General features: G+C 69.2%; 20 protein-coding genes and 2 pseudogenes. 15 read left to right on the top strand and 7 right to left on the bottom strand.

Going from position 1 to position 17785, the window contains the following annotated elements:
- Positions 1–211: hypothetical protein (locus SGA01_RS41635; protein WP_218037875.1), on the bottom strand; the 211-nt coding region annotated here is incomplete at its 3' end.
- Between the two features lie 538 nt (positions 212–749).
- On the opposite strand from SGA01_RS41635, the gene SGA01_RS39580 reads away from it, so the two are divergent.
- The 4 genes from SGA01_RS39580 (at position 750) to SGA01_RS43115 (ending at position 3060) form a co-directional block, all read left to right on the top strand.
- Positions 750–1535, top strand: a complete 786-nt coding sequence (locus SGA01_RS39580) for a DUF4232 domain-containing protein (protein WP_141303166.1) — start codon at positions 750–752, stop codon at positions 1533–1535.
- A gap of 306 nt (positions 1536–1841) precedes the next feature.
- The gene (locus tag SGA01_RS39575; RefSeq protein ID WP_141303164.1) at positions 1842–2129 is read left to right on the top strand and encodes a hypothetical protein; all 288 of its coding nucleotides are present in this window, start codon (positions 1842–1844) and stop codon (positions 2127–2129) included.
- 123 nt (positions 2130–2252) lie between these two features.
- On the top strand, positions 2253–2504 hold the full coding sequence (locus tag SGA01_RS39570; protein WP_141303162.1) for a hypothetical protein: 252 nt from the start codon (positions 2253–2255) through the stop codon (positions 2502–2504).
- Positions 2494–3060, top strand: coding sequence for a DUF4913 domain-containing protein (locus tag SGA01_RS43115; protein WP_435843322.1), 567 nt, complete (start codon positions 2494–2496; stop codon positions 3058–3060). The genes SGA01_RS39570 and SGA01_RS43115 overlap by 11 nt, the downstream gene beginning before the upstream one ends.
- 247 nt (positions 3061–3307) lie before the next feature.
- On the opposite strand, the gene SGA01_RS39560 is transcribed toward SGA01_RS43115, so the two are convergent.
- The 4 genes from SGA01_RS39560 to SGA01_RS39545 form a co-directional block, all read right to left on the bottom strand.
- A complete protein-coding gene (locus SGA01_RS39560; RefSeq protein WP_141303160.1) occupies positions 3308–4249 on the bottom strand; it encodes an SCO0930 family lipoprotein in 942 nt (313 codons plus the stop codon).
- A 184-nt stretch (positions 4250–4433) separates the two neighbouring features.
- A complete protein-coding gene (locus SGA01_RS39555) occupies positions 4434–5174 on the bottom strand; it encodes a zf-HC2 domain-containing protein (RefSeq protein WP_141303159.1) in 741 nt (246 codons plus the stop codon).
- Entirely contained in the window at positions 5171–5755 is a 585-nt protein-coding gene (locus tag SGA01_RS39550) for a sigma-70 family RNA polymerase sigma factor (RefSeq protein WP_141303157.1), read from the bottom strand. The genes SGA01_RS39555 and SGA01_RS39550 overlap by 4 nt, the downstream gene beginning before the upstream one ends.
- Before the next feature lie 84 nt (positions 5756–5839).
- A complete protein-coding gene (locus tag SGA01_RS39545) occupies positions 5840–6832 on the bottom strand; it encodes a DUF1996 domain-containing protein (protein ID WP_141303155.1) in 993 nt (330 codons plus the stop codon).
- Between the two features lie 551 nt (positions 6833–7383).
- On the opposite strand from SGA01_RS39545, the gene SGA01_RS41385 reads away from it, so the two are divergent.
- Positions 7384–7797 carry a hypothetical protein gene (locus tag SGA01_RS41385; protein WP_167534297.1) on the top strand — a complete coding sequence of 138 codons (414 nt, stop codon included), beginning with the start codon at positions 7384–7386 and terminating at the stop codon, positions 7795–7797.
- Position 7798: 1 nt separating this feature from the next.
- A complete protein-coding gene (locus tag SGA01_RS41380) occupies positions 7799–8107 on the top strand; it encodes a hypothetical protein (protein ID WP_167534296.1) in 309 nt (102 codons plus the stop codon).
- 45 nt (positions 8108–8152) lie between these two features.
- Here SGA01_RS41380 and SGA01_RS39530 read toward each other — a convergent pair.
- A pseudogene (locus SGA01_RS39530) lies at positions 8153–8764 on the bottom strand (MerR family transcriptional regulator); the annotation flags it as partial.
- 110 nt (positions 8765–8874) lie between these two features.
- On the opposite strand from SGA01_RS39530, the gene SGA01_RS39525 reads away from it, so the two are divergent.
- Complete coding sequence (locus SGA01_RS39525; RefSeq protein WP_141303151.1) at positions 8875–9462, top strand: TetR/AcrR family transcriptional regulator; 588 nt, start codon at positions 8875–8877, stop codon at positions 9460–9462.
- Positions 9459–9839 (top strand): hypothetical protein, encoded by a 381-nt coding sequence (locus tag SGA01_RS39520; RefSeq protein WP_141303150.1) that lies wholly within the window; start codon positions 9459–9461, stop codon positions 9837–9839. The genes SGA01_RS39525 and SGA01_RS39520 overlap by 4 nt, the downstream gene beginning before the upstream one ends.
- Before the next feature lie 387 nt (positions 9840–10226).
- Here the strand turns inward: SGA01_RS39520 and SGA01_RS39515 are convergent, their stop codons facing one another.
- Positions 10227–10700: a nuclear transport factor 2 family protein gene (locus SGA01_RS39515; RefSeq protein ID WP_141303148.1), complete on the bottom strand. Its 474-nt coding sequence runs from the start codon at positions 10698–10700 to the stop codon at positions 10227–10229.
- Between the two features lie 367 nt (positions 10701–11067).
- Between SGA01_RS39515 and SGA01_RS39510 the strand changes: the two genes are divergently transcribed.
- From SGA01_RS39510 to SGA01_RS39480, 7 genes and pseudogenes are all read left to right on the top strand, one after another.
- On the top strand, positions 11068–11607 hold the full coding sequence (locus SGA01_RS39510; RefSeq protein WP_141303146.1) for a hypothetical protein: 540 nt from the start codon (positions 11068–11070) through the stop codon (positions 11605–11607).
- Between the two features lie 1259 nt (positions 11608–12866).
- The gene (locus tag SGA01_RS39505) at positions 12867–13283 is read left to right on the top strand and encodes a DUF485 domain-containing protein (RefSeq protein WP_255325374.1); all 417 of its coding nucleotides are present in this window, start codon (positions 12867–12869) and stop codon (positions 13281–13283) included.
- On the top strand, positions 13280–14899 hold the full coding sequence (locus SGA01_RS39500) for a sodium/solute symporter (RefSeq protein WP_141303142.1): 1620 nt from the start codon (positions 13280–13282) through the stop codon (positions 14897–14899). Before SGA01_RS39505 ends, SGA01_RS39500 begins: the two co-directional genes overlap by 4 nt.
- Positions 14900–15079: 180 nt before the next feature.
- Positions 15080–15505 (top strand): MerR family transcriptional regulator, encoded by a 426-nt coding sequence (locus SGA01_RS39495; RefSeq protein ID WP_229918613.1) that lies wholly within the window; start codon positions 15080–15082, stop codon positions 15503–15505.
- On the top strand, positions 15492–16508 hold the full coding sequence (locus SGA01_RS39490; RefSeq protein WP_141303140.1) for an NADPH:quinone oxidoreductase family protein: 1017 nt from the start codon (positions 15492–15494) through the stop codon (positions 16506–16508). The genes SGA01_RS39495 and SGA01_RS39490 overlap by 14 nt, the downstream gene beginning before the upstream one ends.
- A gap of 8 nt (positions 16509–16516) precedes the next feature.
- Positions 16517–16691: pseudogene (locus tag SGA01_RS39485) on the top strand (helix-turn-helix domain-containing protein); the annotation flags it as partial.
- A gap of 749 nt (positions 16692–17440) precedes the next feature.
- A complete protein-coding gene (locus SGA01_RS39480) occupies positions 17441–17710 on the top strand; it encodes a hypothetical protein (protein WP_141303138.1) in 270 nt (89 codons plus the stop codon).
- The last annotated feature ends 75 nt before the right edge of the window (positions 17711–17785 follow it).

Raw genomic sequence — 17785 nt, 5'->3', positions numbered from 1 at the left:
AGCAGGTCAGTACCGGGATTTCATTGCAACCATCATGCAAGCTAATGCAATGAGTGACATTCTTGCGTTGCAATGAAATGGAAGCGAACGCTATACGTGGCGAGGCGATCAGGCAGACCGACGGCCGGATCGAGGTCTGCCTGACCCCTGACCCGCCGTCGAGGCGCCGCTCGACGCCCTCACCCTGTCCCGGGATGAGCACGCCGGGCATGAGGGAAGGGCTTGGAGTCGGCGTGGCTCCGTCGGCTCGTAAGGCTGCCGCGCCGACGGCTCGACCGCGGCACCGTACGCGTCGACCTTCGTGTGACACCCTCGCTGCCCGTTCCCCGCCACTCCACCCCGCCGCAACGACCAACGCCCTGATCGCGAACCCCCGCCATACGGCCCGCGCCGAGCAATGCCTGGGGAAGGGCGCCTGTGCCTACGCCCACGTCTCCTCGGTGCGCATTGGCGCCTGACCACCCAGCACGCACCTCCGTCGCCCGCTCCACCTGCGGCGCAGAGCGCCGGCTCGTCCGCGCGGGAGCGGCCCCCACGCGGACCGACCCTGAGTGCGCTGTCGCCAACTGCTCGCCGTGCCCCGCGGGGTCGGGAATCTTCCTGCCTGGGTCACGTCATGACGGCTGGTTCGTACGAGGGCTGTAACAGTCGCGGGATGTTGGTGAACGGGCTTTCCCGTGTGGAGACACTGACGGTGTCAGCTGCATACAGGCCGGCTTCGGGCTGGTCACGGGGGAAGAGGGAACGGCATGAACTCCAAGACGGTCAGACTCGGTTCACCGCGTCGGGGCCTGCGCGGCGTTGTTCTGGGGGTGGCGGTGGTCGCGGCTCTGCTGACGACGACCGCTTGCCAGGGTGACGACCAGGCGGCGCCGCCGCCGACCGCCGCGCCCTCGGGCTCCGCGTCGGCCGGCGGGAGCACGTCGTCGGCCGCGCCCTCGGGCTCGGCGTCGGCCGGCGGGAGCACGCCTGAGACCGCCGCGCCGACCGGCGACTCCGGGACCGGCAGCAGCACCCCGACGCCGACGGCGACGGGGTCCGGGGACAGCGGGGAGACGGGCGGAGGGAACGGGACGCAGTACGCGGACTGCGAGGCGGACGGCCTCACCACCGCGGTGGAGCCCCAGGACGAGCGCGGGGAGACCCCGCGCCACTTCCTGCTGACTGTCACGAACAAGGCGAAGACGCCGTGCGTCCTCAATGACGCGCCGCAGGTGCGGCTCAAGGCCGGCAACGACGCTCCGATCGTCCAGACGCTTGGGGAGCCGGACGGCGAGCCGGTCGTCGTCGAGGGGGGCGGCAAGGCCTACGCGGGCCTGTATGTCTTCGGGAACGACGAGGGGGGTGAGGCGGAGTACGACCAGTCCGACCGCTTCACCGCGACCCTGGTCGCCGGGGAGGGCACCGAGCTGAGCGGCACGCTCATCTTCGATCTGCCCGACGGTCTCGACACGGTCTCCGTCGACGACGCGGCGCGGGTGAACGGCTGGGCCGGTACCGAGGGACTCGCGATGCGCCCGATCACCCAGCTCTGAGGACCGGGCGCGGGGACCGCCGCCGTACTCCCCACTGGGGGTGGGGCGACGGGGGAGGTCCCCGCGGGAGGCCTGGGTCCGGGGCAGGGGAAGCCGGACGGTAGCTGGGGCGCCATGGCCAGGTTGGTTGGCACCCCGGAGCCGGGGCCTCGGGCATGGCTGGAAGGGCATCCGGCAGGCGGCCCTTCGATACTCGAGCATCCAGTGGCTTTGTTCACGAGAACGGTTCTCGTGAAGGAAGCCACGCTCCCGGTGGTGCCTACGATCATGGCGCGCGACACAGACCACAGAAGGACATCAAGCCGCATGACGACCGCCGCCGACACCACCGCCCGCGACCGTGCCCTGGTTCATCAGGCCGCCGCTCGCCTCGTTCCCGCCCACAGCGAGAACCCGAACAAGAACCGTGCCTGGTATGTCCTGGTCGGCACGAACCTGTACTACGTCTGCGACGTCGTGCAGGCAGCCTTCGACCTGACGGCCCGGGACGTAGACAAGGACCGCAAGATGCTCGACCAGCTGGGCTTCCCTGTCTTTGCCCTGGGATACGGCCCGCTCATGACCAAGGGGCACCCCGCGCACTGGGGCGAGTGACGCGCCGTCCTGCCGAGGCACCGGCACCGGAGACCCCCGCTCGGGACCGCGCGGGGGTCTCTCCATGATTCCGGCCCGACCGTAGCAATTCGGCTCTGAGCTGTGGTGTCACGTCTCGGGATCATGAGCACCCCCTCGAAGCGCGAGCGTCTCCGCCACATCGTCGTCCTGCGGGTCTCGACCGCGAGCCAGGCCGTCGACGGCTACGGCCTCCCGGCACGGGAGCGCGACCACCGATGGTGGAACGGGACACCCGGCCACGAACACGCCATGACGTACATCGGCCCTCAGATGATGGCGGGGGAGGCGGCGATCACGAAGAGACGCGCCGGCGCCGCGCACGAGGAACGCAAGGCCGCCCGCCGTGGCCGATGACACCGAACTGCCGGACTTCGACGTGCCCGTCGGCCTCTTCCAGGATGTGGAGGACCTCAAAGCCGAAGTCGCGCGCCTGACCGCGCAGGCCAAAGGACTGGCCGAGGCCGATGCCGCAGGCGCGGGCGAGGCCTCCGCGGGCGACGACCGGCGGCCGGCGGATAGGCCGAAGACGACGAGGAAGGAGAACGAATGGCAGTTCCCGCCGTTCAACCTGCTGCTCGACTCCCCGCAGTACGCCAACGAACTGCGCGCCCTGATCGAGTGGGTGGTTGAGGGCGTACTCGTCCTCGGGTACCTGGCCGAGCCCTCCACCGACGCCCGCTGGTGTCAGCTGTGGTTCGACCACACCATCGCCATCGCACGCCGGTCCGGGCCCGCTTCGACGGGACGCACCTGGGGGACTTCCAGGGGCTGGAGGCAACGGGCCGACCGGTCGGATTCCGCAGTGTCGAGATCTACCGGATCGAGGGCGAGAGGATCGCCGAGGAATGAGTGGGCCCCTCGACACGCTCAGCCTCATGGGCAGATCGCACCCGAGCCTGTCGCACGATGACGCCCGAGCCCTCGATCTGAGGACTCGACGTCCGCCGGGGGTGCTAGGGCGCGCACCCGACGCGTTCGTCGCCCTCGGCGACCCTCGTTTCTTGCCCTCCGCCGCGACAGGCACCGACACCACCACCGAGTGTGCCGGCCCTTGCCTCGCATTCCGCGCAGGCCTCACCCGCAGGGCTGACGTTGCAACCGGAGGCCGCCGCCTTCGACGGAACGGCGAACCCCATCGCGCCGGGAATTCAGCAGGGTCACTTCGCCAGCTTGCCGTCGGCCGTGACGGCGAACCACGTGCTGCCGACACCCTGTCCGTTGGTGTCACCGGGGGTCTTGTCGCCGGTGAACCAGTACAGCGGCCAGCAGTCGATGGTGAGCTGCTTGGTGCCGTCGGGGCGGGTGAGGATGATCAGCTTCTTGGGGTCGATGCCGTCGATGTCGTTCACGTCGACCGGCTTGGCGGGGCGCCACTTCTCCAGGCAGGCGCCCTCGCAGTTGGACTTCATCGGCCAGGCCGTGTCCTTGGTGAAGCGGTACAGGGTGCGGCCCTTGCCGTCCTGGATGATCCGGCCGAGCTGGTCGTCGTTGCGGAGCGAGAGCGCGGGCAGCGGCTTTCCGGTGCCGTCCTCGTCGGCTTCGGGTGCCGTGGTGCCCGCCTTCTTGCCGTCGGGGGTGACGGCGAACCAGGTGCCGCCGACGCCCTGCCCGTTGGTCTGGCCAGGGGCGGTGTCCTTGGCGAAGCGGTAGACGGGCCAGCCCGCGATCGTGAGCTGCTTCGTGCCGTCGGCCCGATCCACCGAGCCGGTACGGGACGCCTTGACGTCTCCCGGCTGGGTGCTGCCGGCGGGGACCGGCGGCCAGGCCTTGGCGCAGTCGCCGTCGCAGTTCGAGGCGGAGGGCTTGGCGGTGTCCTTGTCGAAGCGGTACAGCGTGAAGCCGGCCGCGTCCGTCACCACCGTGCCAAGACGGGGGTCCTGACGGGTAACCAGGGGACCGGACGCGGTGGCCGCCGCCCCACCGGAAGGCGTGGCGCCGTAGCCGTCGGACCCGCTACCGCTTCCCGTCGAGGCGCTCGCACCGGCCGGGGCGGCCGGGCCCGCGGAGCCGGCACCGCTCTCCTGCGGTCCGCAGGCCGTCAGGCCGAGGACGAGTGCGGTTCCGGCTGCGGCGATGGTGAGCTTGTTCAGGTTCGTCATGAGAACACCCCTGTTCGGATACTTCATCGGTATCTGCTGGCATCGGAGACACGAGGCCCGTCAGGGGGTGGGTTCAACGAATCCCGAAGAATTTCTTTCGGGGACACGCGAACGCCGACCGGCCCCGGGTGTCGGGACCGGCCGGCGTTCGCGTGCGAACCGCGCACGGGCGGAGGGGCAGAGATCACGCATTCAGGGGTACGGTCACGAACCGTTTGCCCTCCTCGTTCTCGACCACGATCTCCCGTACGTCCTTGGGGTCGACCGCCGCCGAACCGTCCAGCGACGCGCCCTTGCCCTCGCCCGAGTGCTCACCGGCCCCCACGACCCAGCTGCCCGCGGTGGTCCGGCTGCCGTCGCGCCCGACCACGACGAGCGTGCAGCGCTCGCCGGGCGGCAGCCCGGTCACCGCCGCGTGCACCCGCACCCAGGCGGCGGCCGGGGTGACTCGTACGGTCATCCGGGTCCCGCTGGCCGGGTCCGTCGCCGAGGCCACCCTTGTACCCGGTGGCGGGGGCGCCGGTGTGACGGTACTGGTGGCCGTCGGCGGGGGCGGCGGTGGTGCCGCGACCGGTGGGCTGCCGGTCCCGGTGGCAGTTCCCGCCCAGAAGACCCCGGCCAGTGCCGCGGCCGCCGCCAGGCCGGCCAGGGCCGCGCGCCGCCGTTGCCCTCCCGCGCGTTCGTTCCGCATCTGCCTGAGCGTGCGCTGGAGCATCAGCTCGCCGCCCTGGGGCGGCCCGTCGAGGAACGCCTCGGGCGGCACTTCGCCGAGTGCGGCCTCCAGCTCGCGCAGCGAGGCCAGCTCCTCCCGGCACGTCGAGCACCGGGCCAGGTGTGTCTCGACGTTGCGGACGTCGGCCTCGTCGAGCACTCCGAGCGCGTACGGACCGAGCAGGACCTCCTCGTCGTGCTGCTGCCGGTTCATGCCACCACCTCCCTCAGGCCGGACCGGTGTTCCGGCACGCCCGCCTGATCGGTCTCATGTTCATGGAACAACGCGCGCAGGGCCTTCAGCGCGTAGTGCGAGCGGGATTTCACTGTCCCGGCCGGGATGCCGAGGGCATCGGCGGTCTCGGCGACACTGCGCTCGCGGTAGTACAGCTCCGTGAGCACGTCACGGTGTTCCGGTGTCAGCCGGTCCAGCGCGCCGAGCATGCTCATCGTGTCCACGACCGCCTCGGCGTGGTCGTCCTCCAGTGGCGGCGTCGCCGGGGACTCGGCGATCTCGGTCGGCCGCGCGGCCTTGGCGCGGTACCGGTCGGTGATGATGTTGCGGGCCACCGTGAGCAGCCAGCCGCGTACCGATCCCTTCCCGTTGACCAGGGCGTCCGCGTGCCGCCAGGCCCGGATCAGGGTTTCCTGGACGACGTCCTCGGCCGTGGCCCGGTCGCCCGTCAGCCGTGTCGCGTACGCGAGCAGGGCGTTGCCGTGTTCCTCGTACACCGTCCTGATCAATGCCTCGTCGGTTGAGCCCCGCCTGCTACGGGGCCACAGTGGTCCGGCCATCTCCCCGCTCCGTCCGAAGTCGCCTGTGTCGTGACCCACACGAGGCCCCGGACCGAACGGTTCACGTGACCTGCGTCACATACCTCAAGTGCGGCAGTGGCGACTGTCGTTGAGGCAGTCGACGAGCTGTGCCATCCGGCTCTCGGTCATCACGTTCACGAACATGGCGTGGTCTGTTCTCGGGCTGTGGCGCTGTTCGGGGAACGAATCCAGCGCGATCGGTACGCCGTCGGGCAGCGCCTCGTACTCCAGGCCGAGCCGCAGCTCGGGCACGGCGAAGGTGTCCCCGGGGCAGACGCCGTTGGCCGCGGGGAATCGCAGATGGGTATGGCCGGTGGCGCGCGTGTCGATCCCATTCCAGCAGCTCGGGAAGACGAGCGTACGGGTGAGCCGGTCGCCCTCGGGGCAGCGCGGATAGCTCCTGGTGGAGCGGTCGGGGAGGCTCGAACAACCCCACTGTGCCCGCACCGCCTCGTCGGTGCGCGCCGTGAACGCCACGGCGTCTCCGGTGAGCGCGCGCAGGAACCGGGGCATCGCCACCACCTTGCCGGCCGGGTTCCCACGGAACTCCAGTCGTACTTTGACCGGCTGGAGGATCTGGCCGGCGTTCCCGTGTCCGGCGGCTGTCTCGTGCGTCTCGGTAGCGGGCCGGTCGGTGCGGCGCAGCACCGGCCAGTAGTACGTGGAGCGGTCCCCGCCCCGGCAGGTCGTGGGCGCGGACGCCAGGCTCCCGTCGGTGGAGGCGGCGTCGGTGGACAGGTTTCCCACGTACGCATGGGTGTGGTGGGCGCCGCCCTGCAGGCCCGGCGAGACGACCAGGTTGTCCTGGTTGTAGTGCCCCTCCTCGTTCCGCCCGCAGTCAACGGTGAAGCTGCCGGCGGAGCCGTCCGGGCCGGGCTGCGGCGCGGGTGGGGCGGGCGCCACGGTCCGGAGATCCACGTAATCCTCGGGCACCGGCCCGGCGGACGGTGCCGCGTGCGGCCCGCCGGTGCGCGCCGCACTGAGGGCGCAGGCGGCGAGCGCGCCCGCCAGGATCAGGCAGACGAGCAGCATCGACATCCGGCGTTCTCTCCCCATGCCGGTCACGTTCGCTGCTCGCCGCCGTCCCCGTCAACCACGGCCCGGCCGCTGCACGGAGGACCGGTTCGATGCCTGCGGCGCAGTCGCCTGCCCCGAACGGTGGAGACTCGCACGCCTGCACGCCCTGCGGTCGGCCTGGTCGGTGGCGGGTCCGGAGGTGCCGCCCGCTGGGACGCGGTTGGACCCGGCGCCGCCTCGACCAGGCCCTGCCAGATCTTCGGCGCCAACGATGTTGCAGCCGCCACCGCCGCCCCACCGGCCGGCTCCGCCGCCTCCGCCGGCAAGACGACCCGGACCGCCCCGACACCACCGAACACCTGGCCGCGCTGCCCGGCATCAGGGCCTTCGACCTCGACCTTCCCGCCGTCCTCGCCATCGCGCAGCAGGCCACCTGAGCCCAGGCCACCCCGTGATCAGCAGTCTGGGCCGGTGAGGAGTTCGAGCTGGATGCCGTCGTCCTGCAGGCGGGTGGACAGCGTCATCAAGTCGGCCGAGTTCCTGAGAGTCAGAGCAGAACCTGCCCCGAACAGGCAAGTAGCTTCTGCCCCATGGGCATCAAGGACAAAACCTTCGTCAACAAGACCCTCGACGACAAGGCCTTCGCCGACAAGCTCATGGGCGACAAGGCCCTCGCCGACGAGCTCATCGCCGGGCTCCTTGCCGCTGAGTCTCCCGTCGACCTGGACCTGGCCAAACTCGTGATGGCCCTCTATGACAAGCGGGGAACCTTCCACGAGGGCATGACCGGTCTGGAGCACAGGGCGGCCCGCGACGAGGACCTCGCCAGTTTCTTGGAGGTCATCTTGACGAACCAGGTCATCGAGACCTTGCGGGCCGAAAGTGAAGCCGCCACGAAGGCCGCCGATGCAGAGATGATCCTCAACCCCACCAGCGGGGTCTATGTCTTCACCGACCGGAACTGCAAGGGCAAGCACGCAGGGTTTGCCGGCGGTCGGGCATGACATGGCCGACATCGCGAGGCAGATCGGCAACGATGCGATCTCCAGCCTGTCCATCGCCAAGGGATGGAGCATCACTCTCTTCACGGCTGCGGGATTCTCCGGCGAGAGGACGACCATCGGTCCTCGGCGCGACGGGGTCGGAGGGGATCGGTACAACCTGATCGACGGGTTCGACAACGAGGTCTCCTCCTTCATCATCACTGGCGTCAGCGCGGATCCCTCCCGCAAGAACCAGGTCACCTCCACGTACCACGGCTCAGCCACCGGCTACACCCCGGCGAAGGGACAGGAAGGCTACTCCGGCGAGTAACGACAGCCGGAGCTTCTGCAGCTCCGTTCGGACCTGCGAGAACCAGCGGGCGCGCTCGGCTGCCTGGTACACCGCCATGCGGCGGACGGCGGCGCGGAAGTCGGGGTCCTGGGTGAGTTCGGCGAGTTCCACCCAGGCGTCGACCTGATCGGGTTCAGGATCGTCCGGCAGCCGGGGCATGGCCGAGCGCATCATGTCGACGAAGTCGGCGTTGGCGTCGAACCCGCCGAAAGCATCGTCGACGAAGTCGGTGATGAGGCGTCGGCGTTCGTCGTCGGAGAGCTTGGCAAGCTTGTGCATGAGGTCCATTTCCTCGGGGGTGGAGCCCCGCTTGGCCACCGCTCACAGCACCGCGCGCCGCAGTCGCAGGGTGCGGATCTGCACCTCCAGGGCGTCGGCGTGTGCGCCCGCGACCTCGGGCACCGAGACCTCCCGGTCCAGTACCTGCAGGATGACGGCAAGGTCGAGCCCCAGGTCACGCAGGGTGCGTACCAGATCCAGACGCGCCAGTGCGCCGATGGCATAGAGACGGTGGCCGGCCGGGCTGCGGTCCGTCGGCGGCACGATTCCGGTGTCGGAGTGGAACCGAATGGTCTTGACCGTCAGTCCGGTCCGCCGGGTCAGAGCCCCGATCGTGAAGAGCGTGTCGCCGTCCATGCCTGCACGACGTGTACCGGCTGTGCCGAAGCGAGGGCCAGGAGATCGGGCAGTTCCCCGTCCGCCAAGCCTCTTGTTTACCTTACGGGTCGACCCGTAAGGTAAATGCCATGAGTTCCTCTCCGCCCTCCAGGGGGCGTCCCAGGGATCCCCGGTCGCACGAGGCGATCATCGACGCGACGGCCAAGCTGGTGGTCGAGGTCGGCTACGCCGCGACATCGATCGGGGCGGTGGCCGCGCGGGCCGGAGTCGGCAAGGACACGATCTACCGGCGGTGGCCGGGCAAGCCGGAGTTGGTCTTCGAGGCCGTCTTCACGACCACCGATGATGCTCCGGCCCCGGATACCGGAACCCTGGCCGGGGATCTGACGGTCATGCTGCAGGGCCTGGTCGACGAGTTCCACGCGCCGGCCGCGGCAGCGGCACTCCCGGGGCTTCTCGCTGACTTCGCCGCTGATCCGGAACTGAGGGCGCGTATTCGCGGTGACTTCCTGGCCCCGTCGAAGGATCGGCTGCTGGTTGTCTTCGAACGCGCCGCGACGCGTGGGGAGATCGCGGCCGAAACGCCTGTGGACCTGGTCCTGGACACCCTGGCAGGAGCCGTGTTCTTCCACGTAGGACTGGTCGGGGAGCGCCCTGACCGGCAGCTGGCGGCAACTCTGGCCGCTGTCGTGGCGAAGGGAATCGAGGTCCGATGAACGGCTGGCTTCTCGCGGCAGGAATCACCGCGCTCGGCGTGGCCGTGGTGCACATCGTCGGCGGGCGCCGCGATGTGGTGCGCCCGCTGCTGTCCTGTGGGCTCGCGGACGAGCCCAAGCGTGTCCTGCACGCCGTATGGCACATGGCGAGCGTCGACCTGGTGCTCTCCGGAATCGCTCTCCTCTACCTCTCCCTGACGGACGGTACTCCGGGGACCGGCCTGGTGGCGTGGTTCGTGGCCGCGCACTTCATCGCGTACGCGGCAGCCTTCCTGGTCGTCACCCTGTCCGTCGGCTGGCCCAGACCACTTCTCCGCCTGCCGCAGTGGATTCTGCTCCTGCCGGTCGCGGCACTGGCAGCGGCGGGCGCCGCGTAGCCGCACCTCGGAGAGCCTCCCGCGACCGTGCCGAGAGACTCCGGACGGTTGTGCCGGCTACGGGCAGCCGGATCGGCCGGGCTTGTGAGCGTGGGCAGTAACCGCCATGTCGTCCTGTCGCTGGCGAACACCGACGCTAACTGGACGCGGTTCGGGGTGCCCGTCGACTCCGAGATCCTGACCGAGCTGGACCGCGCCGGCATCATCGACAAGTGCATGTGTGGCTTTGTTGGTTGGAGAGTTGCGGGAGCGCCTGTCGCCCGGCGCCGAGGGCGGGTTCTTTCGCGGGAGAGGGATGTCGTCGAGTTCCGGCTCTGGCTCACGTTCTGCGGGGCGTCGCTCCCCGTGACGCAGGACGCTTGACGGCCGGTCGGCGGGGAGCTGTTGTCATGACTGGGCGGGCCTGGCGAGGCGTTCGGTGGGGCCGGCGAAGGCGAGGAAGAGAGTCCGCGTGGTGAGCAGCCAGGTGTCGTCCACCTTGCGGAAAGTGTCTTCGTAGTGCCCCACCTGAACGGGGGGTCGCGGCGGTACGAGGCCCTCGCTGTAGCCGTCGACACGGTACGTGGTGAAGTACGTGGTGGCGGCGGCGGTGTCCGCGGAGGTCACGGTAACCAGGATGTTGGTGCATATACGGCGTGACAGTCGGTCTGCGGGCCGGTTGCCGAAGTAGGTGCGCAGGGCGTCGTGGCCAGCTATGCGGCGGTCGCCGGCGGGCCATTCCCAGGTGCCGTCGTGTGTGAAGAGGTCTGCCACCGAGCTCGGGTCCCCGAGGTCGAGCCGGTGGACGAACTCGACGACCAGCCGCTCACAGGCCCGCTCTGCGAGCAGGCGCTCCAGCGGGTCAAGAGTGTCTGCATTCATGATCAACTCATATCAGGTCGCCCCTGGTTGAGACAGCCTCACCCGAGCTGGGCCCCGGTTCCGTACGCATCACAGCTGAGCAGCCGCTCCGGTCGCCGTGCCCGGTTCGGGTCGCCCAGGGGCCGGGTCAGTCCTTCTGTACGAAGAAGGATGAACGTCCTCGCCTCCGATGCAGCCGCCGACGCCGCGGCCGTGTGCCGACCCCGGTGCGACAGAGGCCGCCACACGCCCAGCCAAGCATCCCCGCTTCTGCCACTCGCCCGTGGAACATGCGCGGCGCCGGATTGGCCCTTGACCCACTGCCTGATGTAGAACACTTCAGCGATCGAGCATGATCGCGAACTTGTTCAGTCATCGGGGGATTGACATGAAGTCAGCTCAGCGTTTCATCAGCAGCTTTGCGGTCGTCGCCATGCTCGGGGCAGTCGCCGCGTGCGGCCCGGAGGACACCAGCGCCGACGGCGCGTCCGGCGGCTCTACGGCCTCCGCCCAGCCGTCGGGGAAGCCGTCTGCGGGCGGGAGCTCCTCGGGCGAGCCCGCCAACGACTGCGGGAAGGCGCCCACGCTGCCCGCCGGCCGCAAGATGGTGGAGATCGCCGTGCCGCCGTCGAAGGGCTCGATGTCCGCGAAGGACGCCCGGCCGACTTGCACGCCCAACGACTGGATCTACCAGGGTCAGGGCGAGGCGAAGTACTACCTGTTCGCGCAAGAGGTACAGGCGGAGCTGTCCGCTGGTCCCGGCTCCACGAAGACGGTTCCCGTCGGCGAGCTGTGGACGCATGCCGGTGACTGCATGACGAACCAGGCCGCGGTGAAGGCGCCGTACAGCTGCTCCGGGAACATCTACGACATCACGCTGGACGGCGAGGGCAACGTGAAGTCCATCAAGGAGGTCTGGCACCCGTAGCCCTCCCCGGCGCTGTGCGGCGGGCCACTCGTGTGCAGTCGGCTGCACACGGGCGGAATCGGGTGCCTGCCAACCCGAACGACTACTCCTCCAGACCCGCGGCCTGACGCCGGACCGACGAGTGCGGCGGGTCTGTGACCGGCTCCAGTCCCGCCGCCGAGCGTCGGGCATCGAGCGCGTCCAGGTGGTTCCGTGCCAGCTCCGCCTGTGCTGCAGCGATCACTGGGACCAGCACCGGGCAAGCTCGGACCGGCCTCGCGGAAGGCCGACGACTTGTGGGGCCCGAACGGCGCCTTCTGACCCGCACAGATGCCGCAGGTCTCCCCGGCCTCCCCTCCATGGCGCGCAGGGCTGCCGTACTGTCCGATCTGCGAAAGCCATAGAAGCGGGCCCTCATCCGAGGGCCCGCTTTGACCATGCTCTTGATCACGAAGGTTGGTGAACCGGCAACACCAAGCGGTGATCAGCGGTTTCGCCTTCGGCTCAGCCGCGCGGGTGAAGAGGTTCACCGGAGAGACGGTCCATCGCGAGCGCCCGTAGCGTTCCGGGCAGGTGACGGCCAGGTCGTCGACGGAGGGTTCGCTCCCGCCGATCGCCGGGGGCGGCGCGCAGTGGGCGGTGTGGATGTCGAAGAGGTCGCCCAGGAGCGCGAGGCCGACCGACGCGAGCGCCAGGCCCGGCACGATCATGCCGCGGGGCGACGGCCGGTGCTGCAGGCGGGCGGAGACCTGGGCGGAGGCGTTCCTGCCATCGGCGGCAGGCCAGGCCGATACGGGCCGGGGCAGCCGAGGGCATCCATCCGACCACATCGTCGGCCCGCCCGGCGCATTCGCCGGACCGGTCGTGCCGAGCGGCCTGCCCGGCCCCAGCGGTGGCCCGAGACTCACCCGTGACCTGCGGAAAGATCCACGACGGGGGATACCGCCGGTTTCGTCGCCACGCGCACAGGATCGTCACCGAACCGACATACCAAGCGGTCGGAAACCCCTTACGCAAGAGCTATACCCATGAGTAACGTACGCGGACCACCAGCGCCACCCGCCCGGTCCCCGGGGCGGCAAGGAGCAAGATCGATGTCGTACCACCAGCCTTTCCCAGGCCCACCGCCCGTACCTCAGCACCCGAACGCCGGGCGGCACCGCCACGAGGCGGCGTCGCAGTCCTGGGAGGGTGGATCGCCGTCCTGGGCCGCCGATCCACAGGCAGCCCGGGACTCGTCCCCGCGAGCGTGGGACTCCTCGCCGCAGAGCTGGGACTCCGTGCAGCAGCCCTGGGACGCGCCCCCGCAGCCGCAACCGCCCGCCCGCACCGACGATCGTGATGATCTGCACCGGCTCGGATCGGCTTACCGCAGGCTCCGCCGCGTCGCCACCTTCACCGCGCTCGGCTACTTCGTCATCTTCCTCTTCCTGTCCGGCTACGCCCCCTCGATGATGACCAGCAACATCACGGGTGGTCTCACCATCGGTCTGGTCCTGGGGCTCCTCCAGCTGCCCGTGGCCCTGGTTGCGATTGCTATGTACGAGCGGATCGCGCGCAAGAACGTCGACCCGCTCGCCGCGGCGATCCGCGAACGCGCCGAGCAGGCGGCCGCGGCAGCCGCGCCCCGGCCAGAACGCCAGAGCCGCTCCGGACGTCCCGTGTGGCAGCAGCCCACCGGAGGTGCGCGCGCATGACCAGCTTCAGCTCCGAGGCCCAGACCATGTCGCTGATGGCGTTCATCGCGGTCATCACTGTCACGCTGCTGCTGTGCGTGATGACCGGCCCCGATCGTGACGACCTGGGCGATTTCTACACCGGCTACCGCTCGCTCTCCCCTGTGCAGAGCGGCCTCGCGATCGCAGGCGACTACATCTCCGCCGGCACCGTGCTCGGCACCATCGGCATCATCGCGCTCGTCGGCTACGACGGCGTCACGCTCGCCCTGAGCACCGTGCTCTCGCTGGTCCTGATGATGTTCCTGCTCGCCGAACCGCTGCGTAACGCCGGCCGGTTCACGATCGGCGACGTCTTCACCCGGCGTCTGCCCGGCCCCGCCGTGCGGATCACCACGGCCGCGGTCACCCTGACCGCACTGCTGCCGCTGGTGATCTTCCAGCTCGCGGGCGCCGGTGATCTCCTCTCCGTCGTCCTCGGCTTCGACTCCGACGGCTTCAAGACCGGGGCGATCGTGTTCCTGGGCCTGCTGATGATCGCGTATGCGGCGATCGGCGGCATGAAGGGCACCGCCTTCATCCAGATCGTCAAGACCGTCGCCCTGCTCGGCGCGTCCCTCGCGATCGCCGCGCTCATCCTCAACCGCTTCGACTTCAGCCTGCCCTCCCTGCTGGACGCCGCCAAGCGCGGCAGCGGGGCGGGAGACGCCTATCTCACCTCCGGTCTGCAGTTCGGCGGCAACGAACTCGACATGATCAGCACTCAGTTGACGGTCGTGCTCGGCGCCGCGGTGCTGCCGCAGATCACCATGCGCATGTTCACCGCGCGCAGCGCGGCAGCGGTGCGGCGCTCGATGTCCTGGGCCGTGTCGACCGTCGTCGTGACCTGTCTGCTGATCGCCGTCATCGGCTTCGGCGCGGCGGCGATCGTCGGCCACCAGGGGATCGTCGCCGGCGACCCGCAGGGCAAGACAGCGTTCCTCATGGTCAGCCAGGCCGTCATGGGCACGGACCAGACGACCGTCGAGACACTGCTGTTCACGGCCGTGGCGACAGCCATCTTCCTCACCCTGCTGGCCTCGGTCGCCGGGATCACCCTCGCCTGCGCCAACACCCTGGCGCACGACCTCATCACGCACGGGCTGCGCCGCAAGGCGCAACTGAAGGCCTCCGCCGAGATGGCCATCGCCCGGACCGCCGCGGCGGTCGTCGGGCTCGTGGCGATCGCGATCGCCGCCGGTGCACGGCATCTGAACCTTCAGGCACTGCTCACCCTGTCGTTCTGCATCGGCGCGTCCGCGGTCGCACCGGCCCTCATCTACAGCCTCTTCTGGCGCCGCTACTCCCGTACGGGGCTGCTCTGCACCCTCATCGTGGGCAGCGCCTCCGCGTTCATCCTCATGGCCGGCAGCAACCTGGTGTCCGGATCGCCCCAGGCGATCTTCCCGGACCAGGACTTCAACTGGTTCCCGTTCACCACGTCGGGCATCCTCTCGGCCCCGCTGGGCTTCTTCGCGGGCTGGCTCGGCACGGTGCTCTACGAGCGTGACCCGGCCGACCAGCGCATGCGGTACGAAGCGGTGGAGGAGACGATCCTGGCCGGCACACCCGCGGCGAACAGCGCCTCCGCGTCCTGACGCGCACGCCCCGACGAAAAGGCGCCCGGCCTGACGTTCCAGGCCGGGCGCCCTTTCGGCTGTCCCGAGGTGTCTAGGCCTCTCGTTTGGATTTTGGTTGTTGACGTCTGAGCAGGTCTTCATTTCGTCGTAGCGATGAGTGTTGGAAGATCGGGGTGTGCCTTGGTGTTGCCTCCAGGTATGAAGATCAGCGACGCTTCCAGAGCCAGTGGCGTGAGTGCGCGATCGTTGCGGCACTACGAGGATGAGGGCTTGATCGTCCCCGGCCGTTGCAGCAATGGGTTCCGCGACTACTGCCAGTCCACTGTCGACCGGGTGCTTGCCATCCGCTCGCTGCTGGAGTCCGGGCTGCCCGTGCGGTTGATCAGGGAAGTTCTGCCCCGCCTCACTGACGAACCCGATGTCGGCGCGGATGTGGTGTGCGCGGACTTCCTGCACGAGGTGGAGAGCTATCGCGATCGGCTCGCCGCGCGTATCGCCGTTCTCAGCGACCAGCAGGCGGCACTCGACGCCTACCTGCGAGAGGCCCAGCGCACTGATCTACAGCCGCCACTTGACCTTGACGTAAGTGTCAGGGTCCTACGTTCGGTGCATGGAGATCTATGAGCAGCAGCACACCGCTGAGCAGACGGCACGAGCACTGGTCCAGCGGTCGCACCGGGGACCGAAGGATCTGACCCTGACGACCGATCAGCGCCGCCCCACCCCGGGGCCCGGCGAGTACCTGATCCGCGTCGGCGCCGCCGGGGTCAACTTCGCAGATGTCATGCAAACCCATGGCACCTACGGAGGAGGCCCGCAGGCGCCCTACGTGGCAGGCTTCGAAGCCGCCGGCGAGATCGTGGGTGTCGGCCCGGACATCGACAGCCCGCTCCGACTCGGCACACACGTCGTCGGAGCCGGCCCGGGCGCCTTCGCGCAGTACATGACGATGCTGGCCGCAGGCGTACTTCCCGTCCCCTCCGGCTGGAGCGACGCCGAAGCCCTCGGCTTGGTGCTGAACTGGGCAACCGCATTGGCGGCGCTCAAGCCGTTGGGCGAGATCGAGGCTGGTGACACGGTGCTCGTTCATGCTGCGGCTGGCGGCGTGGGACAGGCCGCCGTCCGCCTCGCCCGCCACTACGGTGCGCGCGTGATCGCCACAGCCTCATCGGCCAAGCACGACACCGTCAAAGCGCTCGGCGCCGACGCGGTCCTGGACAGCGCACGCTCCGATCTGACCGAGGAGATCACCCGCCTGACCGGCGGTGTTGACCTGGTTCTGGAATCGGTGGGACAGGCCACGTTCGACGTCAGTCTGGCGGTCACCAAACCCTTCACCGGACGCGTCGTCGTGTTCGGTGCCGCTTCCGGCGACGCCAGCCTCAGTACGCACGACCTGGTCTTCACCCACCAGGTCCAGGTCAAAGGCCTGCATATCGGTGCGCTGGCGACCGCGGCCCCGTCCATCTACCGGTCGTTGCTCGTCGAGATCGAGGCACTCATCGCCCAAGGCGTGTACCCGCCTGGCACCCCCCAGGTTCACCCCCTGGCCGAGGGGCCGGCAGTGCTGCAGCAACTCGAAGCCGGTCAGACCCGTGGCAAGCACGCCCTCGATCCCTGGCGCTAGGAACGCCTGTGACTCGCCGCAATGCTCCGTTGTCCCCCGAGGGAAGGGTTGCGCCTCGTGCAGCGTTGCCAGCACCGCTCGATCGCGCACGTGGCAGCCGAGATGGGCATCTCCCGCGCGTGCGCGTCGAAATGGGTCGACCGGTACCGTCGTTACGGTGAACTCGGTCTCCTGGCTGTTCCCCGTTGCTGGGTTCCTCCGCGTTGAGGACTCGTGTCGCAGCCGGGCTGGTTCCCCGTGGAGGAGGCGCGTTCCTCCAGCACGACGCGGCGCTCGAACATCGCTGCACCAACAGATCGGCACCGACGTGCCCACGATCGCCGGAGTGCTCGACCGGTTACCCGCCAGCTACGGCAAGGGGTTGATCAGGTCCAGAGCAGAGAGCCTGCACCGGCAGCTGCGCGGACGCCCCCGCGACCCCCTCGGACAGGGTAGGGGTAGGTCCGGCTCGGAGCTGGTAGGGCGGTTCAATGTCTGAGTGGTGAACTGGGCGCAGCTGTACGACTGGCACTCTGACGTAGACCGAGTACCCGAACTCTTGAGCCGTGTGGAGCGTGAGGTCGACGGCGAGGCGTGGGCTGAGTTGGGACGTCGGCTGATCCTGGAGGGCGACCTGGTGTCGCCCGCGGGCATTGCCGCCCTGCCCCGTCTGGTGCGTCTCGCGACGGGGTGCACTGAGGCACGGCTATTGGCCGGAGAAATCATGGAGCGGGCGGCTGGACACCACGGTGTTGATGATGTGCTGGCTCCCGGCGTCGACGCGATCGCCGAGTTCGGTGTTCTCTTGGACCGGCACCTGGAGTCCCGGCCGACCGACTACGTGGTGACCTTGCGCGCTGCTCGCGGTCCGGGAGCAGTACCACTGGGCCAACGTCCTGGGGGACTTCACGGACGACTTCTACGACCTGTCGTGCCCTCACTGCGCTACACGGGTGACGATTGCAATCGGCGACTACGGGCGCTACTCGGCGATCCGCGACTGGAACCAGGGCGACGTGGATCGGCGTGACCTCCGGCCGGCGCCCAGGGACAAGCTTTCGGGCATCGGCCGGTGGATGCACGAGACGGCCAGCCGCGATGGGCAAGTCGTGCTTGCTGAGGGAATCTCCCATCTCTTCGGCAAGGCAGAGTGTCCGAGATGTGCCAGCGTCTTCACCATCGCTGATGAGTACGGGGCCGCCAACTGCCCGGTCTTGCGTTAGCCCCGCAGGGCACTGGCGCTTCACCCCACCTGAGCTGGCGGAAGCAGCAGAAACGCAGGTCGTGATCGCTGCTTA

This window comes from Streptomyces gardneri (assembly GCF_006539185.1).
GTDB lineage: Bacteria > Actinomycetota > Actinomycetes > Streptomycetales > Streptomycetaceae > Streptomyces > Streptomyces gardneri.
The sequence above is the reverse complement of the archived record's forward strand: the minus strand, read 5'-3'. Positions and strand labels throughout refer to the sequence as shown.

What these genes read in the sequence shown, in the direction of transcription:
- SGA01_RS41385 (WP_167534297.1), top strand. Translation starts at nt 7,384, where the DNA reads ATGGGCATCAAGGACAAAACCTTCGTCAACAAGACCCTCGACGACAAG.
- SGA01_RS39555 (WP_141303159.1), bottom strand. Translation starts at nt 5,174, where the DNA reads ATGAACCGGCAGCAGCACGACGAGGAGGTCCTGCTCGGTCCGTACGCG.
- SGA01_RS39580 (WP_141303166.1), top strand. Translation starts at nt 750, where the DNA reads ATGAACTCCAAGACGGTCAGACTCGGTTCACCGCGTCGGGGCCTGCGC.
- SGA01_RS39560 (WP_141303160.1), bottom strand. Translation starts at nt 4,249, where the DNA reads ATGACGAACCTGAACAAGCTCACCATCGCCGCAGCCGGAACCGCACTC.
- SGA01_RS39495 (WP_229918613.1), top strand. Translation starts at nt 15,080, where the DNA reads ATGAAGATCAGCGACGCTTCCAGAGCCAGTGGCGTGAGTGCGCGATCG.
- SGA01_RS39570 (WP_141303162.1), top strand. Translation starts at nt 2,253, where the DNA reads ATGAGCACCCCCTCGAAGCGCGAGCGTCTCCGCCACATCGTCGTCCTG.
- SGA01_RS39525 (WP_141303151.1), top strand. Translation starts at nt 8,875, where the DNA reads ATGAGTTCCTCTCCGCCCTCCAGGGGGCGTCCCAGGGATCCCCGGTCG.
- SGA01_RS39510 (WP_141303146.1), top strand. Translation starts at nt 11,068, where the DNA reads ATGAAGTCAGCTCAGCGTTTCATCAGCAGCTTTGCGGTCGTCGCCATG.
- SGA01_RS39515 (WP_141303148.1), bottom strand. Translation starts at nt 10,700, where the DNA reads ATGAATGCAGACACTCTTGACCCGCTGGAGCGCCTGCTCGCAGAGCGG.
- SGA01_RS39575 (WP_141303164.1), top strand. Translation starts at nt 1,842, where the DNA reads ATGACGACCGCCGCCGACACCACCGCCCGCGACCGTGCCCTGGTTCAT.
- SGA01_RS39490 (WP_141303140.1), top strand. Translation starts at nt 15,492, where the DNA reads ATGGAGATCTATGAGCAGCAGCACACCGCTGAGCAGACGGCACGAGCA.
- SGA01_RS39500 (WP_141303142.1), top strand. Translation starts at nt 13,280, where the DNA reads ATGACCAGCTTCAGCTCCGAGGCCCAGACCATGTCGCTGATGGCGTTC.
- SGA01_RS39550 (WP_141303157.1), bottom strand. Translation starts at nt 5,755, where the DNA reads ATGGCCGGACCACTGTGGCCCCGTAGCAGGCGGGGCTCAACCGACGAG.
- SGA01_RS39545 (WP_141303155.1), bottom strand. Translation starts at nt 6,832, where the DNA reads ATGGGGAGAGAACGCCGGATGTCGATGCTGCTCGTCTGCCTGATCCTG.
- SGA01_RS39520 (WP_141303150.1), top strand. Translation starts at nt 9,459, where the DNA reads ATGAACGGCTGGCTTCTCGCGGCAGGAATCACCGCGCTCGGCGTGGCC.
- SGA01_RS41380 (WP_167534296.1), top strand. Translation starts at nt 7,799, where the DNA reads ATGGCCGACATCGCGAGGCAGATCGGCAACGATGCGATCTCCAGCCTG.